The following is an 18,137-nucleotide window of genomic DNA, read 5'->3' as shown; positions in this document are numbered from 1 at the left end:
TCGGGCAGCAGCACGAGGTAGGGTGCGACCAGACCCCATTCCTCATCGGATACCTCGGACGGATAAGCCTTGCGGGTCATCCCGCAAATCTGGACCTCCCCTCAGTCCACAACAGCCTCTAGGGCGGATCGCCCCGTGCCGGAATCGGCCGGGGGAGGCGCTGCCCGGCGGGGTGTCTTCGCCACCCTTATCCTTACTTCCTTACGATCTTACTTCCTTACCGCGGCAGCTTCGCGGAACCCCGTTTTCAGAAAATAATCCTAAAGTTCCAAGAGCTTGCGCGTCAAGCGCGGCGTGGGATGTGGCAGAATCGCGCGAAGCTGCCACATCCTCCGGGGGCCTGCCCCTGCCGGGTGCGCCGGTGTTATGCCCGCCTGCCGCGACGCGCGGCCACCACGGGGAGGATCGCAGGCAAGCCATGACGCAGCAGGACCCGCCCCCGCGGCGCAGCTTTCCGCCGCTGCTCCTGGCCGTGCTCGGGATCGGGCTGCTGGTGGGGATGGACGGGGTGGCCAAAGCGCTGGGCGCGCAGATGCCCACCCTCCAGCTGGCCTTCCTGCGCTTCCTGGTGACCGCCGTCCTGGCCGCCATCCTGCACTTGGCCCTGGGCGCGCCGCTGCCCGGCCGCGCCGCGCTGCGCGCCAACTTGCCGCGCGGGCTGCTGCTGGCGGGCAGCACGCTGGGCTTCTTCTTCGCCCTGGTGCGCCTGCCGCTGGCCGAGGTGCTGGCCTTGTCCTTTCTTGCCCCCGTGCTGGTGGGGCTGCTGTCGCCGGCCATGCTGGGCGAGCGGCCGGGCCGCGCCGCCTGGGGCGCGCTGGGGCTGGGCTTCGCCGGGGTGGTGGTATGCGCTGCGGGCCAGGGCTTCGGCGAGGCGTCCGGCCAGCCGCTGCCGCAGCGGCTGGCGGGAATCGGCGCGGTGCTGGCCTCGGCCTTCGCCTATGCCGTGTCCATCGTGCTGCTGCGCCAGCGTGCCCGGCACGACGGCGTGCTGGCGGTGGTGCTGCTGCAATCGGCCGTGCCGGCGGTGCTGCTGCTGCTGCCCGCCGCCGCCACCTGGCAGGCGCCCGATACCGCCGCCGTGCTGCCCGCGCTGCTGGGGCTGGGCGTGCTGGGGGTGGCCGGCCACCTCGCCCTGGCGCAGGCCTTCGCGCGCGGCGAGGCCAGCCGCCTCGTGGTGTCGGAATACACCGGCCTCGCCTGGGCCATGGCCATCGGCTTCCTGTTCTTCGCCGAAATCCCCGCCCCCGCCACCCTGGCCGGCGCCGCCCTGATCCTCGCCGCCTGCCTCCTGGTCCGGCACTGACCCGGATCAGGGCGGAGGGCATCGGTCGTGTTGTTCCCGGGGCATGCGGTTGGTTCTGGGTGACTCTGACGTTGGCCAGGGGCGCTGCCCCTGGACCCAGGGCAAAGGCGAAGCCTTTGTCCCGAGCCGGGGAGTTCAAACTCCCCGGACCCCACGTTGAGTGCCTCCGGCGGGGGCGGTTCAGACAGGGCTGTCCATCATGGCTGCCGTCGGCCATCCCGCCCCCGCCGGAGGCACTCATGAGGTCGAGGAGCCTGAGCTCCTCGCGGGGTGTCCAGAGGGGCAGAGCCCCTTTGGCCGCCGCCCGAGTACCCGGAACCGACGGCAGCCACCGGGAACACACGACCCAAGCCCCGGCCCGACCAGGTTAGCGCCGGACCTGGCGGGCACGCGGTCGTGATCCCGGTGGGGGAGGCGCGGGGGCGGTTCGGGGGTAATCGTGCCCGGCCTGGCAACCCCGGGCCTGGCTGCTCATTCCCACCTTGCGCCTTGTTGGAGTTCGCCCTGCCCGCCTTGCTGCCCTGCCCTTTGCCGCCGTTCCAGGAGGTTCGCCTGTTTCGCTTTCCCGAGGGGCGGGGTGGCCGGGGCACCGTGCCGGCATGGCGTGCCGGCCCGTGGTGCGACCGCTGCTGAGGGCGGAGCACGCCTCGCCGCTGCGGCACCTGCGGGAATGCGATGGTTGCGGCAAGCTGCTGGAACTGCCGACGCTGGCGGTGGGGACGGAAGCGCGCTGCCCGCGCTGCGACGCGGTGCTGCGGCGCAAGCGGGCGAACTCGCTGGACACGCCGCTGGCCTTGGCCCTGGCGGGGCTGGTGCTCTACGGCGTGACCATGCTGACGCCGTTTCTCAGCCTGCAACTGCTGGGGCGGCAGCGGGTGAGCGGGGTGGAAACCGGCGCCGCCTCCTTCGTGCAGGACGGATTCTGGCTGTTGTCGGCGCTGGTGGTGGCGACGCTGGTGGTGGTGCCGCTGCTGCGGCTGCTGCTGCTGCTGTGCGTGCTGCTGGGGCTGCGGCGGCGCGCGCCGCCGGTGTGGCTGTTTCGCGCCTTTCGCTGGCACGAGCGCCTGGGCTCCTGGGCCATGGTGGAGGTGTTCCTGTTCGGGGCGCTGGTGTCCTTTACCCGGCTGGTGGACCTGGCGGAGGTGCAGATCGGGCCGGCAGCCTATGGGCTGGCGGCGCTGGCGCTGACGCTGGTGGCGGTAAATGCGGCGCTGGAACCGCAGCTGGTGTGGGACGCGCTGGACCAGCACGGCGCCACCGCCGCCCGGGCGGCGGCCAGCCGGGCGGCCGGGGGCGGCGCCGTGGCCGGGGGTGGCGGGGCTTCGGCCGTGGCGCCGGCGGACGCGGGCGGCGTGGCGTCCGAAGCGGCGCGGCTGCCCGCGGGCGCTTCCCCGGGCGCGGCCGCGCGGCCGGGCGTGGCGAGCGCGACCGGGCCGGCCATGGCCGCGCGGCCCGGCGCGCTGCGGCCGATCAGCTGCGACTGCTGCCGCCTGCTGAGCGAGGCCCTGCCCGGCGCCCCCTGCCCGCGCTGCGGTGCGGCGCTGCACCCGCGCAAGCCCAACAGCGTGGCGCGCGCTTGGGCGCTGATCCTGGCGGCGCTGATCCTGTATATCCCCGCCAACGCCTATCCCGTGATGCACATCGTGACCTTCGGCAGCGGCGGGCCGCACACCATCGTCGGCGGCGTGGTGGAGTTCATCCAGAGCGGCTTCTGGCCGCTGGCGCTGATCGTGTTCCTGGCCAGCGTCGCGGTGCCGATGCTGAAGCTGTTCGGGCTGATGGTGATGCTGCTGGGCATCCACCGCCGCTCCGCCGCGCGGCTGCGCGAACGGACGCGGCTGTACCGGGTGGTGGAGGCGATCGGGCGCTGGTCGATGATCGACATCTTCGTGGTGTCGGTGCTGATCTCGCTGGTGCGCTTCGGGATCGTCGCCAACATCACCGCCCAGGTCGGCGCCGCCTGCTTCGCCGCCGTGGTGGTGCTGACCATCTTTGCCGCCGACGCCTTCGACCCCCGCCTGATGTGGGACGCCGCCGGGCAGCCCGATACCGCACGAGACGAGTCCCGCCGATGAGCGACCACCAGGAGCGGCGGGGACTTCCCGGCGACACGCCTGCCGAACGCAACCCCGAGCAGGGCCGCGCACCCGGGGCGCCCGAGAGGGCGGTCGGGTCGCCCGAGAGGGCGCCCGGGGTTCCCGAGCGGGCGCGGACGCGGCGCAACCGCTTCCAGCTGATCTGGCTGGTGCCGATTGTGGCGGCGCTGGTGGCGGGCTACCTGGGCTGGCGGACCTATTCCAACCGCGGCGAAACCATCACCGTGACATTCCGCAACGCCGACGGTTTGGCCGCTGGGCAGACGCCCGTGCGCTACAAGGCGGTGCAGGTCGGCACGGTGCGGGCCATCCGGCTGAGCAACGACCTGCAGCAGGTGCGGGTGCAGGTCCGCATGAGCACGGAGATGAGCTCGCGCCTGACGGCCAATGCGCGCTTCTGGGTGGTGCGGCCGCGGCTGACGGCGGGCAACGTGTCGGGGCTGGAAACCATCGTGTCCGGCGCCTTCATCGAGTTCGACCCGGGCGACGAGGACAGCGCCTCCACCAGCGACTTCACCGGGCTGGAGAACCCCCCCGGGGTACGGTCCGACGAGCCGGGGCGGGTCTTCACCCTGCGCGCCTTCCGCATCGGCTCGCTGGACCGTGGCTCGCCGGTGTTCTTCCGCGACGTCGCGGTGGGCGAGATCCTGGGCTACGACCCGCCGGGGCTGGACGGCAACGTCACGCTGCGCGCCTTCGTGCGGGCGCCCTATGACCGCTACCTGCGCGAAGGGTCGCGCTTCTGGAACACCTCGGGCGTGAACCTGCGCATCGGTGCGGAAGGGGTGAGGCTGGAGCTGGAAAGCCTGCGCGCGCTGGTGGCCGGCGGCGTCGCCTTCGACACGCCGCCCGAGCTGCGCGACCAGCCGCCCGCGCCCGATGACGCGCAGTTCCAGCTGTATGACGACCTGGAGCGCGCCATCGCCGCGACCTCCCGCGAGCGGCTGGAGTTCCTGCTGTATTTCGACGGCACGGTGCGCGGCCTGGCCCCCGGCGCGCCGGTGGAGCTGCGCGGCATCCGCATCGGCAGCGTGCTGGACCGCAAGCTGGAATACGAACCCCTTTCCGGCACCTTCCGGGTGCCCGTGCACATCGCGGTGGAGCCGGACCGCATCTCCTTCCCCGCCGGCACCGCCGCCCGCACGCGCGAGGAGGTGTTCCGCTTCGCGCAGGAGATGGTGCGCAAGGGTTTGCGCGCCCAGCTGCAGAGCGCCAGCCTGCTGACCGGGCAGATGCTGGTGGCCTTCGACTTCCAGCCCGAGGCGGCGCCGGCCGAGGCGCGGCTGCAGGGCGAGGAGATCGTGCTGCCGACGCTGGGCGGCGGTTCCACCGACATCATGGCGGCGGTGAGCGCGGTGGCCGGCAAGCTGGAGCGTTTCCCGATCGAGGAGATCGGGCGCAACCTGAACGACGCGCTGGCCTCAGTGAACGGTTTGGTGGGCGGGCCGGAACTGCGGGGCGCGGTGCGGTCGCTGAGCGGTGCGCTGGGCGAGGTGCAGCAGCTGGTGCGGCGCACCGACAGCGGGCTGGCGCCGCTGCTGCGCCGGTTGCCTGCCATCGCCAACAACCTGGACCAGGCGATCGGGCGGGCCAATGCGGCGGTGGGGTCGATCGAGCGCGGCTATGGCGGGGATTCCGGGGTGAACCGGGAGCTGCAGCGGCTGTTGTCGCAGGCCAACGACACCGCCCGTTCCGTGCGGCTGCTGGCGGACTACCTGGACCGCCACCCCGAGGCGCTGATCCGCGGTCGCAGCGGCCGGGCCACCGAGCGATGAGGCAGCGCGCGGCGATGTGGCAGCCCGGGGCGCGGTTGGCCCGGCAGGTGCGGGCGGCGCGGCCATTCCGGGCCGGGACCTGGTCGCGCAAGATGCGGGGCGGCGGCAACGGGCCGGGCGCCGGGTGGGCGGGGAGGACGGGCGAGCGATGCGGAAGGCGGGGATGCTGAGCCGGCGCGGGCTGTGCGGCGGCCTGGGCGCGGCGGCGCTGCTGGCGGGCTGCGCCTCGCCGGAGCCGGCGCTGTTCCGGCTGGTGGCGGTGCCGGGAACCGTGCGGCGCGGCGGGCCGCGCTCGATCGAGCTGCGGCGGGTCGGGGTTCCCGGCTATCTCGACCGGCCCGAGATCATCCGCGGCGGCGCTTCCGCCCGGCTGGAGGTGCTGCCCAACGAGCGCTGGGGCGAGCCGCTGGGCGACCTGCTGGGGCGGGTGCTGGCGGAGAACCTGACGCTGCGCCTGCCCGGCAGCACCGTGTTCGCCGAGGGCGGCGCGCTGCGCGGCGACGGCGAGCTGGTGGTGGAGGTGGAGGTGCAGCGCTTCGAGGCCGGTCCCGCCGGTACGGTGGAGCTGCTGGCCCAGGTGGCGCTGCGGCCACGCGGAAACAGCGCGCGGCGCGACCTGCGCACGCTGCGGCTGGACGGGCCGGTGGCGGGCACGGACACCGCCGCCCTGGTGTCGGCGATGAGCGCGGTGCTGGGACGCCTCGCCGACGCCCTGGCCGCGGCCATCGCGCCGGGCTGAGCGCGGGGCGCCCGGGAGATGGCCGGGGTGCCGTCCGGGCGGGATGCGGGGCCGGTTCCGGGGCAGGGTGCCGGATGGGGTGTCGGACGGGAGGCCGAGTGGGATGCCGGACGCAGGGCCAGAGGGGGTGCCAGAGGGGGTGCCAGAGGGGGTGCCAGACGGGGAGCAGGCGGGGAGGCCGGTCGGGGTGCCGGTTGTCGGCCTGATCGTGCCGCCGGCGGCGGGCGAGGTGCCGCCGGAACCGCCGGCCATGTATCCCTCGGGGTTGCGCTTCGTGGCGACCGGGCTGGCGCTGCCGCACCTGACGCCGGAAGGCTACGCCGCGGTGATCGGCGGGGTGGAAGGGGCGGCCCGGCGGCTCGCGGCGCAGGGGGCGGCGGCGGTGGCGCTGATGGGGACCTCGCTGAGCTTCTTTCGCGGCGCCGCCTTCAATGCGGAACTGACCCGGCGCATCGTCGCGGCCACCGGCCTGCCCGCCACCACCATGAGCACGGCGGTGGTGCAGGCGCTGCGCGTGCTGGGGGCGCGGCGCCTGGCGATCGGCACGGCCTATAGCGACACGGTGAACCGGCAGCTCGCGGGCTTCCTGGAGGAATCCGGGTTTGAAACGGCCGGGATTGTCAGCCTGGGGCTGGAGGATGTCGCGGCGATCCACGCGGTGACGCCCGACCGGCTGCTGCGGCTGGGCGAGGATGCGGCCGCGGCGGTGCCGGGGGCGGAAGCGCTGCTGATCTCCTGCGGCGGCTTGCGGACGCTGGAACTGACGCCGGTGCTGGAAGCGCGGCTGGGGCTGCCGGTGGTGTCCAGCGCCACCGCGGGGGCCTGGGCGGCGGCGCGGCTGGTGGGGCATTCCGGGCGCGTCGCGGGGTTCGGCCGCCTGCTGGAGGGCAGCCCGCCCGCGGGGTGAGCCGCGCGCTGCTCGGGGGGACGGCCCGGGCGGGTTCGGGCGGCGGCGCTGGCGGGGTGCAGGTTGCGCTTGACGCTCGCTTATGAAGCATAACACCATCCCCCGCCGGCCCGGTGCGAGGCCCGCCAAGCAACGAAGCGAACGTTCAGGGAGGAGGCGCCCATGCATCGGCGCAGCGTGTGCGGGGGCGCGCTGGCGGCCCTGGTGGCAGCCACGGCGCGGGCGCAGTCCTGGCCGCCGGGGCGGCTGACCTTCGTGGTGCCCTATCCGCCCGGTGCCTCTTCCGACCTCGGCGGGCGGCTGATGGCGGAACAGGTGGGCGCGGCGCTGGGGCGGCCGGTGGTGGTGGACAACCGCCCCGGCGCGGCGGGCGCGCTGGGCAGCAAGCTGGTGGCCGATGCCGCGCCCGACGGGGCCACGATCCTGTGCGGCAACAACGCTACCCATGTCGTGCAGCCGATCCTCAATCCCAGCCTGCGCTACGACCCCGTGCGGGACTTCACGCCGATCGCGGGCTATGCGCGGGCGCCGGTGTTCTTCGGCGTGCATGCCGACCTGCCGGTGCGCAGCCTGGCGGAGCTGATCGCCTATGCGAAGCGTGAGCCGGGCAAGCTGACCTACGGCACCGCCGGCTCCGGCTCCTTCGGGAATTTCGCCGGCGAGGCGCTGAAGCTGGCCGCGGGGATCGAGATGCTGCACGTGCCCTATCGCGGCACGGCGGCGGCGGTGAACGACCTGCTGGCGGGGCGGATCAGCCTGGTGCCGGATCCGGCGGTGCTGGTGCAGCGCGACAGCGGCAAGGTGCGGGTGATCGGCGTATCCTCCGCCGAGCGGTCGCCGGCCGCCCCGGATGTGCCGACGCTGCGGGAATCCGGCTTGCCGGACTACGTGCTGGAGGGGTGGTTCGGGCTGCTCGGCCCGGCGCAGCTGCCGGCGGAGGTGGTGGGGCGGATCAGCGGCATCGTGGCGGCGTCGCTGCGGGAAGCGCAGGCGCCGGCCACCATCCTGCGCATGGGGCTGACGCCCGACTACATCGCGCCCGAGGCGCTGGCCGCGCAGATCGCCGCGGACCTCGCGCTGTTCCGGGGCATCAAGCAGCGCGCGCGGATCGAGGTGGTGGAATGAGCGACGTGACACCGCCCGTACCCCCGCGCATCCCGTTGTCGCGCATCATCGCGCCGCGCTCGGTGGCGGTGATCGGGGCGTCGGAGGATTACGCCAAGTTCGGCGGGCGCATCCTGCACCACGTGATCCGGCACGGCTTCGCCGGGCGGCTGATCCCCGTGAATCCCCGGCGCGACACGCTTCTGGGGCTGCCGGCCTTTGCCTCCATCGGCGCGGCGCCGGGGCCGGTGGACCTGGCCATCGTCGCGGTGCCGGTGGGGCAGCTGCTGCAAACGGTGGGGGAATGCGCGGCGGCCGGGGTGGGCGCCTGCATCGTGTTCACCGCCCAGCTCGGCGAGTTCGACGCGGCGGGGGCGGCGCTGCAGGAGCAGGTTGTCGCCGTGGCGCGCGGGGCCGGGATGCGGCTGATCGGGCCGAACTGCATGGGCATGATCAGCGCGACGCAGGCGCTGGGGCTGACCTCCTCGCCGACGCTGGGGCAGGTGCCGGCGCTGCGGGCGGGCCGCGTCGGGCTGGTGAGCCAGAGCGGCGCGCTGATGGGGGCGCTGTTCATCTTCGCGCATGACCACGGCATCGGGCTGAGCACCATGATCTCGGTGGGCAACCAGGCCGATATCGACCTGTGCGACATGCTGGAAGCGCTGATCGAGGATGCGGCCACGGGCGTCATCTGCCTCTACGTCGAGGCGGTGTCGGACGGGGCGCGCTTCGCGGCGCTGGCGCGTCGGGCCCGGGCGGCCGGCAAGCGCATCCTGGCGGTGAAGGCGGGGCGCACGGAAGCCGGCAGCGCCATGGCGCGCTCCCACACCGCCAGCCTGGCCGGGTCCTTCGCGGGGTTCGAGGCAATGTGCCGCGACACCGGCATCCTGCTGATGGACGAGGCGGAGGGGATGATCCTGGCCGCCGGCGTGCTGGCGGACTGCCCGGCCATGGGTGCGGGCGGGATCGGCATGGTGGTGTCCTCGGGCGGCAACGGCGCGGTGACGGCGGACCGGATGGTGGCCGAGGGGCTGCCGCTGGCCGAGTGGGGAGAGGACACGCGGGCGCGGCTGTCGGCGCATTTCCTGCCCAGCCACCAGAACAACCCGGTGGACCTCGGCGCCCATACCGGCGCGCTGGGGCCGCATATCTTCGCCGAGGCCGTGGCGGCGGTGGCCGACGATCCCGGCGTGGCGGCGCTGGTCTACCTGATGACGCCGCAGCCGCTGATGCCGCAAACGGCGGAAGCGGTGATCGCGGCGCGGGCGCGCACGAACAAGCCCACGGTGTTCATCCTCGACACCTCGCGCTTCGCCGACGAGGTGCGCGAGCAGCTGATCGCCGCGGGCATGCCCTTCGTGTCGCGCATCGACGACGCGCTGCGCGTGCTGCGCGCCCTGGTGCGGGAGCGCGAGATGGCGGCGCTGGCGGCGCTGCCCGCACCCACCCGTCCCGCGGGCGCGGGCCCCCTGCCCGCTTCGCTGCGCGACGGCGCGCTGACGGAGCCGGAGGCCAAGGCGCTGTTCGCCGCCTACGGCATCCCGGTGACGCGCGAGCGCGTGGTGGGCGATGCGGAGGCGGCTGCGGCGGCCGCGGTGGAGATCGGCTTTCCCGTCGTGCTGAAGGGCGTCAGCCGGGAGGTCGTGCACAAGAGCGATCTCGGGCTGGTGCGGCTGAACCTGCGCGACGCGGCGGCGGTGCGCGACGCCTTCGCGGCGGTGGTGGCGGCGCTGCCGGAAGCGGACGCCGCAGCGGTGGTGCAGGAGATGGTGCGCGGCGAGGCGGAGGTGATCCTCGGCGCGCGGCGGGACGCGGTGTTCGGGCCGCAGGTGCTGGTGGGGCTGGGCGGCGTGCTGGTGGAGGTGCTGCGCGACGTGCAGCTCGCCGTCGCGCCGATCGGGCCGGAGGCGGCGGAGGCGATGCTGCGGCGGCTGGCGCTGTGGCCGCTGCTGGAAGGCGTGCGCGGGCGGCCGGCGCTGGACGTGGGCGCGCTGTGCGACGCGATCAGCCGGTTTTCCTGGCTGGCGGCGGATCTCGGCGAGCGGCTGGAGGACCTGGAGGCCAATCCGGTGATCCTGCGCGCCGCCGGCGAAGGGCTGGTGGCGGTGGACGGGCGCGGGAGGATCGGTGCGTGAGCGGCAACAACGGCCACCTGCTGTATGAATCCCGCGATGGCGTCGCGGTGATCACCATCAACCGGCCGGACAAGCGCAACGCGCTGTCGCGCGCCATGTGCACCGCGCTGCGCGACGCCTGGCTGCGCTTCCGCGACAGCGACACCGACCGCGCCGCCGTGCTGACCGCGGCGGGCGACCTGGCCTTCACCGCGGGGGCCGACCTGCGCGACCTGCCGGACAACCTGCCCGACGCGCTGCCGGAAGTCGGCGTGGCGCTGAACAAGCCGGTGGTGGCCGCGGTGGCCGGGCACGTGGTGGGCGCGGGCGTCACGCTGGTGACCTTTTGCGACCTGTGCGTGGCCGCCGACAACGCGCGCTTCCTGTACCCCGAGGCCCGCGTGGGCGCCACGGTGGGCGGCATCGCGGCGCTGGCCGCCCGCGTGCCGCACAAGATCGCCATGGAGCTGATGCTGCTGGGCGAGCCGATCTCCGCCCAACGCGCCCACGAGGTCGGCTTCGTCAACCGCCTCGTGCCCGCCGGCACGCAGGTCGAGACGGCCGTGGCCCTGGCCCGCACCATGGCCGGGCACGCGCCGCTGGTGCTGGGCGCCCTGAAGCAACTGGTGCGCGACACGCTGCCGCTGTCGCCGATGGAGCGCTACCACCGCGCCCGCCAGGTGATCGACCCCGTGCTGTCCAGCGACGACATGCGCGAGGGCGTCGCCGCCTTTGGCGAAAAACGCCCTCCCGTGTTCCGCGGCCGCTGACCCTCCCGTCGGCTCCGCGCTGACGGGTTTTCGGGGTGGGGCTCCGGTGGGTCGGTTGGTCTGGGGTGTTCAGGCCGTGGCCAGGGGCGCTGCCCCTGGACCCCAGGGCAAAGGCGAAGCCTTTGTCCCGAGCCGGGGAGTTTAAACTCCCCGGACCCCACGTTGAGTGCCTCCGGCGGGGGCGGGATGATGCACGTCGGTCATGGCGGGCACCGTCGGCCATCCCGCCCCCGCCGGAGGCACTCATGAGGTCGAGGTGCCCCAGGCTCCTCGCGGGGTGTCCAGAGGGGCAGAGCCCCTCTGGCCGCCGCCCGAACATTCCAGAACACTCGGCTCAGCGGAGCATCCACCCCGAACCGGCACTGGCCGGGGCGACGGATGGTTCCGCAGGGAGGCTTGGGAAGAATGGGCATGGATGTTTCGCGGCGCGGCCTCGGCCGGGTGCTCGGCCTCGGGGCGGTGGCGGCCGGGTTGCCGGGGGCGGTGCGCGCGCAGGGGGCCTGGCCGAACCGGCCGGTGCGGCTGGTGGTGCCGTTCGGGCCCGGCGGGGCGGCGGACACGCTGGCCCGGGTGGTGGCGCAGTTCTTCCCGCAGGTGGTGCCCGGCGGGTCGCTGGTGGTGGAGAACCGCTCGGGCGGCGGGGGCACCATCGGCGGCGGGGCGGTGGCGGCGGCGCGGCCGGACGGCTACAGCCTGATGGTGGCCGACATGGGCCCCAATGCGGTGGGCAAGGAGCTGATCCCCGGCCTGTCTTTCGACCCGCTGCGGGCCTTCACGCCGATCGTGCACCTGGTGAACCTGCCGCTGGTGCTGATCACGCGCGAGGACCTCGGCGCCGCGGACGTGGCGGGCTTCATCGCGCTGGCCAAGGCGCGGGCGCAGCCGCTGACCTACGCGGCGCCTTCCGTGGGGCACCCGACGCACCTGGCGGACGAGCTGTTCCTGTCGCAGGCCGGCGCGAAGTCGGAAGCGGTGCAGTACCGCAGCGGGGCGGAGGTGCTGCGCGCCCTGGTGGCGCGGGAAACGGACTGGGCGATCATCTCGCTGTCCTCGGCTCTGCCATTCATCCAGGACGGCAAGGTGAAGCCGCTGGGGGTGGCGAACCGGGCGCCCATCGCGGCGCTGCCGGGCGTGCCGCCGATCGCGGCAACGCTGCCGGGCTTCGAGGCCACCACCTGGCACGGCATCGCCGGCCCGGCGGAGATGGAGCCGGCCCTGGTGCAGCGGATCAACGAGGTGTTCAATGCGGTGCTGGCACGGCCGGAGGTGCGCGAGAACCTGGTGCGCACGCAGGGGGCGGAGTTCGTCGGCGGCCCGCCGGAGGCCTTCGCGGGCTTCATCCGGCGGGAAGCGGAGCGCTGGGTGCCGATCATCCGGGCGGCCAATATCCGGGCGGAATAGCGGGCCGGCGTTCGGGGGCCGGGACCCTTCCCGCCGCCCCCCGATGGGACAAGGCCGGGCGCTGGCTCCACCGTCCCGGCCGGGGAGCCTACCGTGTTCCGGCCCGGGCAGGCCGGGACGCTTGCCGCGCTGCGGCCCAGGCGGGACGGGGTCAGCGCGCCGGGGGGTGCGGGTCCGGTTCGGGCGGGCGGTGCAGCACGAAGGCGGCGCCGTCCCACAGCGCAAAGGGCCGCTCGCCGGCCAGGGTGACGTGCAGCCCGTGGGCGGCAGCCCAGCGGTGCAGGTCGGCACGGTCGGCCGCGAGGTCGCAGCGGTAGCTCAGGTTGAGCAGCACCGCGGCGCCGCCGGGGCGCAGCACCCGCGCGGCCTCGGCGATGTGCGGCTCCGCCAGGCCGGCCTGCTCGATATAGGGGAAGCTGTCCACGGCCAGGAGCAGGTCGAAGGCGGCGCTGCCGGCCAGGGCGAGGTCCTCGCCGCCGGTCTGTTCCAGGCGGATGCCGGGCAGGGCCGCGCAGCGGCGGCGGGCTTCGGCCACCATGCCGGCCGACACGTCCAGCCCCAGCACGGAGCGGCAGCGCGGGGCGAGCGCCAGCGCCAGCCGGCCGATGCCGCAGCCGAGGTCGAGCACGTCCATCCCCGGGCGCAGCAGGTCTTGCGCTTCCAGCCAGTCCACGATCTCCGCCGTGGCGGCCTGGAGGATGCGCGGGTCGCCCAGCGAGTAGAGGGCGACGCTGGCTTCGGGCGAATAGCCCACGGCGTGGTCGAAGAAGGCGGCCACGCGGGCGACGCCGTTGTTGGCGCCGGTGCTGCCATTGCCGGTGCTGCCTTCCTCCGTGCCGGCGAGGGCGGCATGGTCGCCGCCGGTCCGGGCGATCTCCGCCGCCAGGCCGCGCAGCGCGTCCCGCCGCGCCTCCACCAGCGCGGCCAGTGCCTGCCAGCGCGGCGTGTCCGGCCGGGGGCGCAGGGCGTGCAGGCGTTCGGCGATGCCCTCGGCCGAGGCGCCGCCAAGCAGCAGCCGGGTCAGCGCGACCTCGGGCGAGATGTCGCCGAGGAGGCAGAGGGCGATCGGGTCGTCGGCGCTCATGCCGGGGACAGCCAGCCGAGGGTGCGGAGGCGGTCGCCCTCGCCGGCCAGGAAGCGGTCGCCGATGTCGGCGCGCCAGCGCAGTTCGGGGGCGATCACGTTGCGGGCGCGCGCCACGGCGGCGGCCTGGGCGGCCGGGATCGTGGAACCGGTGCCGGTGACGATCATCAGGTGGCCGGAGCGGCGGTGGCCCAGCAGCTGGTCGCCCTCCCGGCGCATGTCGACGAAGTGGTAGCGGTCCAGCTCCGCACCCTTCGGCGGGTGGTGGAAGAAGACCGGCGGGTCGTCGGCGGGCGGGCTGGTTTCGGTGTGGGCGGGAAAGGGCGGGGTGGTCAGCACGATCGCCACCGCCCAGCCCGGCAGGGTGCGGAAGCGGCGCTCGCCGGGGCCGGTCATGCGGGCGAACAGGTCGCCCCAGCCGTCGCGCTGCATCGCCGCCAGGATGGCGAAGCCGGGATTGCCGAAGCGGCAGGTGAATTCCAGCGGCCAGATGCCGCGCTCGTTCACCATCAGGTTGAGGTTGACGTAGCCGACATGACCGGCTTCCGCGAGCAGCGGGACGGTGCGGCCCAGCGTGGCCTCGAACAGCGGCCCGGCGCCCTCGTAGGAGGCGAGGGTGCCCATCTCGCCGGTCATCTCGCCCATTTCGCCGGGAAAGAAGCGCTTGTGCTCGAAGTCGATGCAGGCGGGGCGCAGGAAGTCGGTGCCGTCGAAATAGGCGCCGATGCCGACCTCCACGCCGTCGATGCGCTCCATCAGCAGCACGCGGCCGTCGCCGGCCCGGCGCAGCATGAAGGCGATGTCGGCGCCGTCGGGGTGGTCGCCCACGAAGGTGGTGCGCGCGGCGTCGTCGTGCTTGAGCACGTAGCGGCCTGGGTGGGCGCGCAGCCAGTCCAGCGCGGCGGCGGGATGGGCGAAGGAACGGCTTTCCGCGATGTTGAGCCCGAGGTCGCGCAGCACGGCCTGGCCGAACTCGCGCTCCGCTTCCAGCCGGTCGCCGAAGGCGCTGCCGCCCACGACCCGGTAGCCCTGCGCCCGCAACTCGTCCTGCAGGGCGCCGCGGCCGACGCGCTCGAACATGATGACCCCGTCGCGGCCGACCCAGTCCAGCTCGGCGCGCCAGTCCGCGACGCTTTCCAGCAGCCCGCCGAAGGCGCGCCGCTCCGGCGGGTCCTCGGCGAAGACGCGGACCTCGTGGCCCTCGCGCTGCAGGGTCAGGTAGATGTCCCCGAGGTAGAGCCGGGGACCGATGCCGAGAACCCGCACGGGCGTCTCCTTCGCTGTCCGCCCCCGCCGTCGCGCCGCCTCGGCCGCGTGGCCTGTGGGCCGGTTGTTCCTGGGGTGGCTGGCGTTGGCCAGGGGCGCTGCCCCTGGACCCCGCCGGGGAGTTTAAACTCCCCGGACCCCACTTTGAGTGCCTCCGGCGGGGGCGGGTTGGCCCACGTCAGCCAGTTGGGATGCGTTGTCCGAGCCCGCCCCCGCCGGAGGCACTCATGAGGTCCAGGAGCCTAAGCTCCTGGCGGGGGCTCCAAGGGGGCAGAGCCCCCTTGGCCGCGGCCAGCCAACCCAGGACCAACCGTCACGGCCGCGGCGGCAGGGGCACGGCGGTGAGGACGCAGAAGGGGATGGCGACCAGCAGGCCGGCATAGGCCGGCAGGGCGAGCAGGGCGACGACGGGGCTGGCGGCGGCGAAGGTGGCCGCCAGGGCCAAGCCCAGCAGGGTGTGCGGCCAGTACAGGCGCGCGGCCTCCGCCCAGCCGATGCGGCGGGCCTGGCGGTGCTGCGTGGCCCAGGCGGTGCGGCGGTGGGGCATCAGGCTGGCGGCGACCGCGCGGGCGATGTTGGTGGTTTTCTGCAGGGCGATCAGCGGGTCGAAGAGCTGGGTGAACACCATCTCGCCCAGGGCGGCGCCGGCATAGGCGAGACGGCCGCCGTAAAGGCGCGTGTGGCGGGACTGGATCAGGTCCTCGACGTAGCCGAGCAGCTTGGGCAGGTGCAGGGCCACGAACCACAGCGCCAGCAGGAACAGCAGGGCGCCGCGCGGGGTGGTGGCGCCGCCGCCGGTGGCGGCGTTGAGGGCGGCCAGCGGCAGGATGGCGAACCAGAAGGGCGTCAGCGCGTAGTGCAGGATGGCCTGCAGCATCTGGAAGCGGCCGAGCGGGCCGAGGTCCTGGCGGCGCAGCAGGAAGCGATACTGCAGGTTGCCGGCCAGCCAGCGCGCGTCGCGGCCGAGGAATTCCGGCAGGTTGGGCGGCTGGGTGTCGCGCGAGCCGTGGTCGTCGGGCAGCACGCGCACCTTCCAGCCGGCGCCGTGCAGCCGCGCCGCTTCCACGTGGTCGTGGCTGAGGATGTGCGCGCCGTCCGGCAGCAGGTCGAGCCTGGCGTGCTCGCGGAAGGGGGCGATGCGGAGCAGGGCGTTGTGGCCCCAGAAGGGGCCCTCGTCGCCCTGCCACCAAGCCTGTCCCGTGGCCCAGATGCGGGAGCCCGCGCGGTGGCCCAGGCCGAACAGCGCGGCGAAGCGGCTGGCCGGGGCGCGGGCGGCGATGGTAGGCTGCACAATGGCGAGGCCGGGGTCGGCCTGCATCACCCGCACCAGCTGCAGCACAGCCGGGGCGTTCATGGTGGAATCCGCGTCCCAGGACAGCATCAGCGCGGCCTCGCCGGCGTGGTGGTCCAGGAACTCCATGACGTTGCCGGCCTTGAAGCCGGTGTTCTGCGCCCGACGGCGGTAGCGGACGCGGCCGGGCGGGTGGGCGGCGGCGAAGGCGGCCACCGCGGCTTCCTCGACCGCGGCGTGGGCGGGGTCGCTGGTGTCGGACAGCAGCCAGACGGTGAAGCGGTCGCCGGCGCCGGCGGCGTCCAGGCCGCGCAGCAGGCGGTCCAGGGGGGCGACCACGGCGTCCATCTTCTCGCTGCGGATGCAGGCGGCGACGGCGGTGTGCAGGGTGATGGGGGCGTCGCGCGGGGCGTGATGCAGCTGCGGCAGCACCGCCGCCACGGGATCGCGCGAGCCCAGGCGCAGCGCGAAGCCCACCAGGCCGGTGGCGGCGGACAGTGCCAGCCAGGGGGCGTTGAACAGCAGGCACAGGGCGATCAGCACCTCCCACACGGTCCAGCCGCCCGGGGCCAGCACCGGCCAGGCCGCGGCCAGCAGCAGCAGCGTGAGCAGCGTCACGGCGGCGGTGAAGAGGCGACGGCGGGCGCGGATCGGCTCGGCCGCGGCGCGAAAGGGAACGCCGCGGGGCGGCACGGCCGAGGCTCCGGCGGCCGGATGGCCGGCAGGGCGGCGGGTGGCGAAACCCGCGGCCGGCGCGTCGGGGTCGGGAGCCTCGCCGGCGGTGGCGGGGCGCAGGGGGGCATTGCTCATGCCGCGCTCCGCCCGGGCAGGTGCAGCAGGGCGGCCGCTTCCGCCAGGGCGGCGGCGATGCGGGCGGGCACGGCGGGGCTGGTGCAGGTGATGGTGGGGCTGGGATGCGGCATGAGCAGTACCGGCAGGGCGGGGCGCGCGTCGCGCAGCACCTCGGCGGACAGGCCGGCGACGCGGCCGGACAGCACGGCGACCGCCAGGCGCGGCAGCAGCGCCAGCAGGGGCGGCAGCCAGTTCTGCCCGGCGCGGATCTCGGCCGGGCGCGGGGGGCGGTTGCGGGCGCCGGGGGCGTGGATGACCCAGGGCACGGCGTTCCAGATCAGCACGTCCTCCCGCGGGATGCCGGCCTCGGTGAGGAAGCGGCGAAGGTTACGGCCGGTCGGCGTGGGGTTGTCGCGCGACACGAAGCCGGTGCCGCGGATGCTCGGGCCCGGCGTTTCCAATAGCAAGAGCAGCCGCGCCGCCGTGCCGCCATCGGCCGGGTCGGCCTCCGGCACGGGCTGGCCGGTTTCGCGGCGGATGCGGGCGGCGAAGCGCAGCAGCGGTTGCATGGCCGGGCGTTGCAGCGCGTCGTGGCGGCGCAACAGTTCGACCGGGTCGTTGAGCAGCGGTGCGGCCGTTGCATCGCCGGGAAGCGCCGCCGTGCTCGCGTCGGCGAGGACGGGCGCAGCGGCCGGGTCGCCGGGCGGCGCGGTGGTCACGCGGCCCGTGGTTCCAGCGCGGGCAGCGCCGCGGGGTCGGCGGTGCGGAAGCGCTCGTGCGTCCCGCCCGCGGCGAGCGCCCGGGCCAGCCCGGCCTCGCCGCCGAACTGGAAGCCGAGCTGCGTGCGGTAAGCGGCGCAGGCGCGCTGTTTGCGGGCCGGGTCCACCGCGGCGCTCCATTCCGGCAGTACGTCCATGCTGTCGGCAAAGGGCTGCGGCGGGGTGGCGCTGCGCGCGGTGTAGGGGAAGTCGCGCCACCACAGCACGGGTGCGGCCGGCTGCAGCGCCCGCAGGGCGCGTACCAGCAGGACGTGGTCGACGTGGCCGCCGATGGCCTGGGGGGCCAGCAGCAGCGCCGGGCGGCGTTCGCGCAGCAGGGTGGCGAGGGTGTCCAGCAGCGCCGCCTCCGCCGGGTCGGGGTCCAGCGGCGGGCCGAACAGCGCGGGGGCGGATTCGTAGCCGCGATGCGGCGCTTCGCGCAGCGGCAGCCAGAGCGGCGCGGCGCCCAGGGCGGCACAGGCCGCGGCGTCCTCGGCGCGGCGGATCGCCATGTAGTCGGCCTCCGCCGGCAGGCCCTTGTCGAGCTGGCAAGCCAGTGCGAAGCCGCGCGGGTCGGGCACGGAGGCGGTGAACAGCGTGGCCACCGAGACACGCCAGCCGGCATCGGCCAGCCGCGCCAGCGTGCCGCCGCAGGAAAAGGCGGCGTCGTCCAGGTGCGGCGACAGGGCCAGGACTTCGGGAATGCTGGCTTCGGGGGCGGCGTCGGGCATGCGCGCG

Annotated in this window: 14 protein-coding genes; 9 read left to right on the top strand and 5 right to left on the bottom strand. The window is 74.5% G+C overall.

Annotated features, from left to right (window positions below; all coding sequences use genetic code 11):
• The first annotated feature begins 418 nt into the window (after nucleotides 1-418).
• The 9 genes from ACLIBK_RS21910 (at nucleotide 419) to ACLIBK_RS21870 (ending at nucleotide 12,209) form a co-directional block, all read left to right on the top strand.
• On the top strand, nucleotides 419-1,303 hold the full coding sequence (locus ACLIBK_RS21910) for a DMT family transporter (RefSeq protein WP_415389439.1): 885 nt from the start codon (nucleotides 419-421) through the stop codon (nucleotides 1,301-1,303).
• A gap of 614 nt (nucleotides 1,304-1,917) precedes the next feature.
• Nucleotides 1,918-3,378: a paraquat-inducible protein A gene (locus ACLIBK_RS21905; RefSeq protein ID WP_415389438.1), complete on the top strand. Its 1,461-nt coding sequence runs from the start codon at nucleotides 1,918-1,920 to the stop codon at nucleotides 3,376-3,378.
• A complete protein-coding gene (locus ACLIBK_RS21900) occupies nucleotides 3,375-5,174 on the top strand; it encodes an intermembrane transport protein PqiB (RefSeq protein WP_415389437.1) in 1,800 nt (599 codons plus the stop codon). Before ACLIBK_RS21905 ends, ACLIBK_RS21900 begins: the two co-directional genes overlap by 4 nt.
• A 148-nt stretch (nucleotides 5,175-5,322) precedes the next feature.
• Nucleotides 5,323-5,913, top strand: a complete 591-nt coding sequence (locus ACLIBK_RS21895; protein WP_415389436.1) for a membrane integrity-associated transporter subunit PqiC — start codon at nucleotides 5,323-5,325, stop codon at nucleotides 5,911-5,913.
• A gap of 187 nt (nucleotides 5,914-6,100) precedes the next feature.
• Nucleotides 6,101-6,820 (top strand): hypothetical protein, encoded by a 720-nt coding sequence (locus ACLIBK_RS21890; protein ID WP_415389435.1) that lies wholly within the window; start codon nucleotides 6,101-6,103, stop codon nucleotides 6,818-6,820.
• 162 nt (nucleotides 6,821-6,982) lie between these two features.
• Nucleotides 6,983-7,945 carry a Bug family tripartite tricarboxylate transporter substrate binding protein gene (locus tag ACLIBK_RS21885; RefSeq protein ID WP_415389434.1) on the top strand — a complete coding sequence of 321 codons (963 nt, stop codon included), beginning with the start codon at nucleotides 6,983-6,985 and terminating at the stop codon, nucleotides 7,943-7,945.
• Nucleotides 7,942-10,059 carry an acetate--CoA ligase family protein gene (locus ACLIBK_RS21880; RefSeq protein ID WP_415389433.1) on the top strand — a complete coding sequence of 706 codons (2,118 nt, stop codon included), beginning with the start codon at nucleotides 7,942-7,944 and terminating at the stop codon, nucleotides 10,057-10,059. The genes ACLIBK_RS21885 and ACLIBK_RS21880 overlap by 4 nt, the downstream gene beginning before the upstream one ends.
• A complete protein-coding gene (locus tag ACLIBK_RS21875) occupies nucleotides 10,056-10,808 on the top strand; it encodes an enoyl-CoA hydratase/isomerase family protein (protein WP_415389432.1) in 753 nt (250 codons plus the stop codon). The genes ACLIBK_RS21880 and ACLIBK_RS21875 overlap by 4 nt, the downstream gene beginning before the upstream one ends.
• 411 nt (nucleotides 10,809-11,219) lie before the next feature.
• On the top strand, nucleotides 11,220-12,209 hold the full coding sequence (locus tag ACLIBK_RS21870) for a Bug family tripartite tricarboxylate transporter substrate binding protein (protein WP_415389431.1): 990 nt from the start codon (nucleotides 11,220-11,222) through the stop codon (nucleotides 12,207-12,209).
• Nucleotides 12,210-12,360: 151 nt separating this feature from the next.
• Here the strand turns inward: ACLIBK_RS21870 and ACLIBK_RS21865 are convergent, their stop codons facing one another.
• The 5 genes from ACLIBK_RS21865 to ACLIBK_RS21845 all read right to left on the bottom strand — a co-directional run bounded on the left by ACLIBK_RS21865 (nucleotide 12,361) and on the right by ACLIBK_RS21845 (nucleotide 18,130).
• Nucleotides 12,361-13,293 carry a class I SAM-dependent methyltransferase gene (locus ACLIBK_RS21865; RefSeq protein ID WP_415389430.1) on the bottom strand — a complete coding sequence of 311 codons (933 nt, stop codon included), beginning with the start codon at nucleotides 13,291-13,293 and terminating at the stop codon, nucleotides 12,361-12,363.
• Nucleotides 13,290-14,558, bottom strand: coding sequence for a hypothetical protein (locus tag ACLIBK_RS21860; RefSeq protein WP_415389429.1), 1,269 nt, complete (start codon nucleotides 14,556-14,558; stop codon nucleotides 13,290-13,292). The genes ACLIBK_RS21865 and ACLIBK_RS21860 overlap by 4 nt, the downstream gene beginning before the upstream one ends.
• Before the next feature lie 313 nt (nucleotides 14,559-14,871).
• Nucleotides 14,872-16,659: a glucans biosynthesis glucosyltransferase MdoH gene (mdoH, locus tag ACLIBK_RS21855; protein WP_415389428.1), complete on the bottom strand. Its 1,788-nt coding sequence runs from the start codon at nucleotides 16,657-16,659 to the stop codon at nucleotides 14,872-14,874.
• Nucleotides 16,656-17,360, bottom strand: coding sequence for a uracil-DNA glycosylase (locus tag ACLIBK_RS21850; protein ID WP_415389427.1), 705 nt, complete (start codon nucleotides 17,358-17,360; stop codon nucleotides 16,656-16,658). Before ACLIBK_RS21850 ends, mdoH begins: the two co-directional genes overlap by 4 nt.
• Nucleotides 17,357-18,130, bottom strand: a complete 774-nt coding sequence (locus ACLIBK_RS21845; RefSeq protein ID WP_415389426.1) for a PIG-L deacetylase family protein — start codon at nucleotides 18,128-18,130, stop codon at nucleotides 17,357-17,359. The genes ACLIBK_RS21850 and ACLIBK_RS21845 overlap by 4 nt, the downstream gene beginning before the upstream one ends.
• Between the last annotated feature and the right edge of the window lie 7 nt (nucleotides 18,131-18,137).

This window comes from Roseomonas sp. BN140053 (assembly GCF_047690175.1).
Taxonomy (GTDB): Bacteria; Pseudomonadota; Alphaproteobacteria; order Acetobacterales; family Acetobacteraceae; genus Roseomonas.
The sequence above is the reverse complement of the archived record's forward strand: the minus strand, read 5'-3'. Positions and strand labels throughout refer to the sequence as shown.

Coding starts and splice junctions, on each gene's coding strand:
- ACLIBK_RS21900 (WP_415389437.1), top strand. CDS start 3,375: ATGAGCGACCACCAGGAGCGGCGGGGACTTCCCGGCGACACGCCTGCC.
- mdoH (WP_415389428.1), bottom strand. CDS start 16,659: ATGAGCAATGCCCCCCTGCGCCCCGCCACCGCCGGCGAGGCTCCCGAC.
- ACLIBK_RS21870 (WP_415389431.1), top strand. CDS start 11,220: ATGGATGTTTCGCGGCGCGGCCTCGGCCGGGTGCTCGGCCTCGGGGCG.
- ACLIBK_RS21895 (WP_415389436.1), top strand. CDS start 5,323: ATGCGGAAGGCGGGGATGCTGAGCCGGCGCGGGCTGTGCGGCGGCCTG.
- ACLIBK_RS21910 (WP_415389439.1), top strand. CDS start 419: ATGACGCAGCAGGACCCGCCCCCGCGGCGCAGCTTTCCGCCGCTGCTC.
- ACLIBK_RS21845 (WP_415389426.1), bottom strand. CDS start 18,130: ATGCCCGACGCCGCCCCCGAAGCCAGCATTCCCGAAGTCCTGGCCCTG.
- ACLIBK_RS21885 (WP_415389434.1), top strand. CDS start 6,983: ATGCATCGGCGCAGCGTGTGCGGGGGCGCGCTGGCGGCCCTGGTGGCA.
- ACLIBK_RS21865 (WP_415389430.1), bottom strand. CDS start 13,293: ATGAGCGCCGACGACCCGATCGCCCTCTGCCTCCTCGGCGACATCTCG.
- ACLIBK_RS21880 (WP_415389433.1), top strand. CDS start 7,942: ATGAGCGACGTGACACCGCCCGTACCCCCGCGCATCCCGTTGTCGCGC.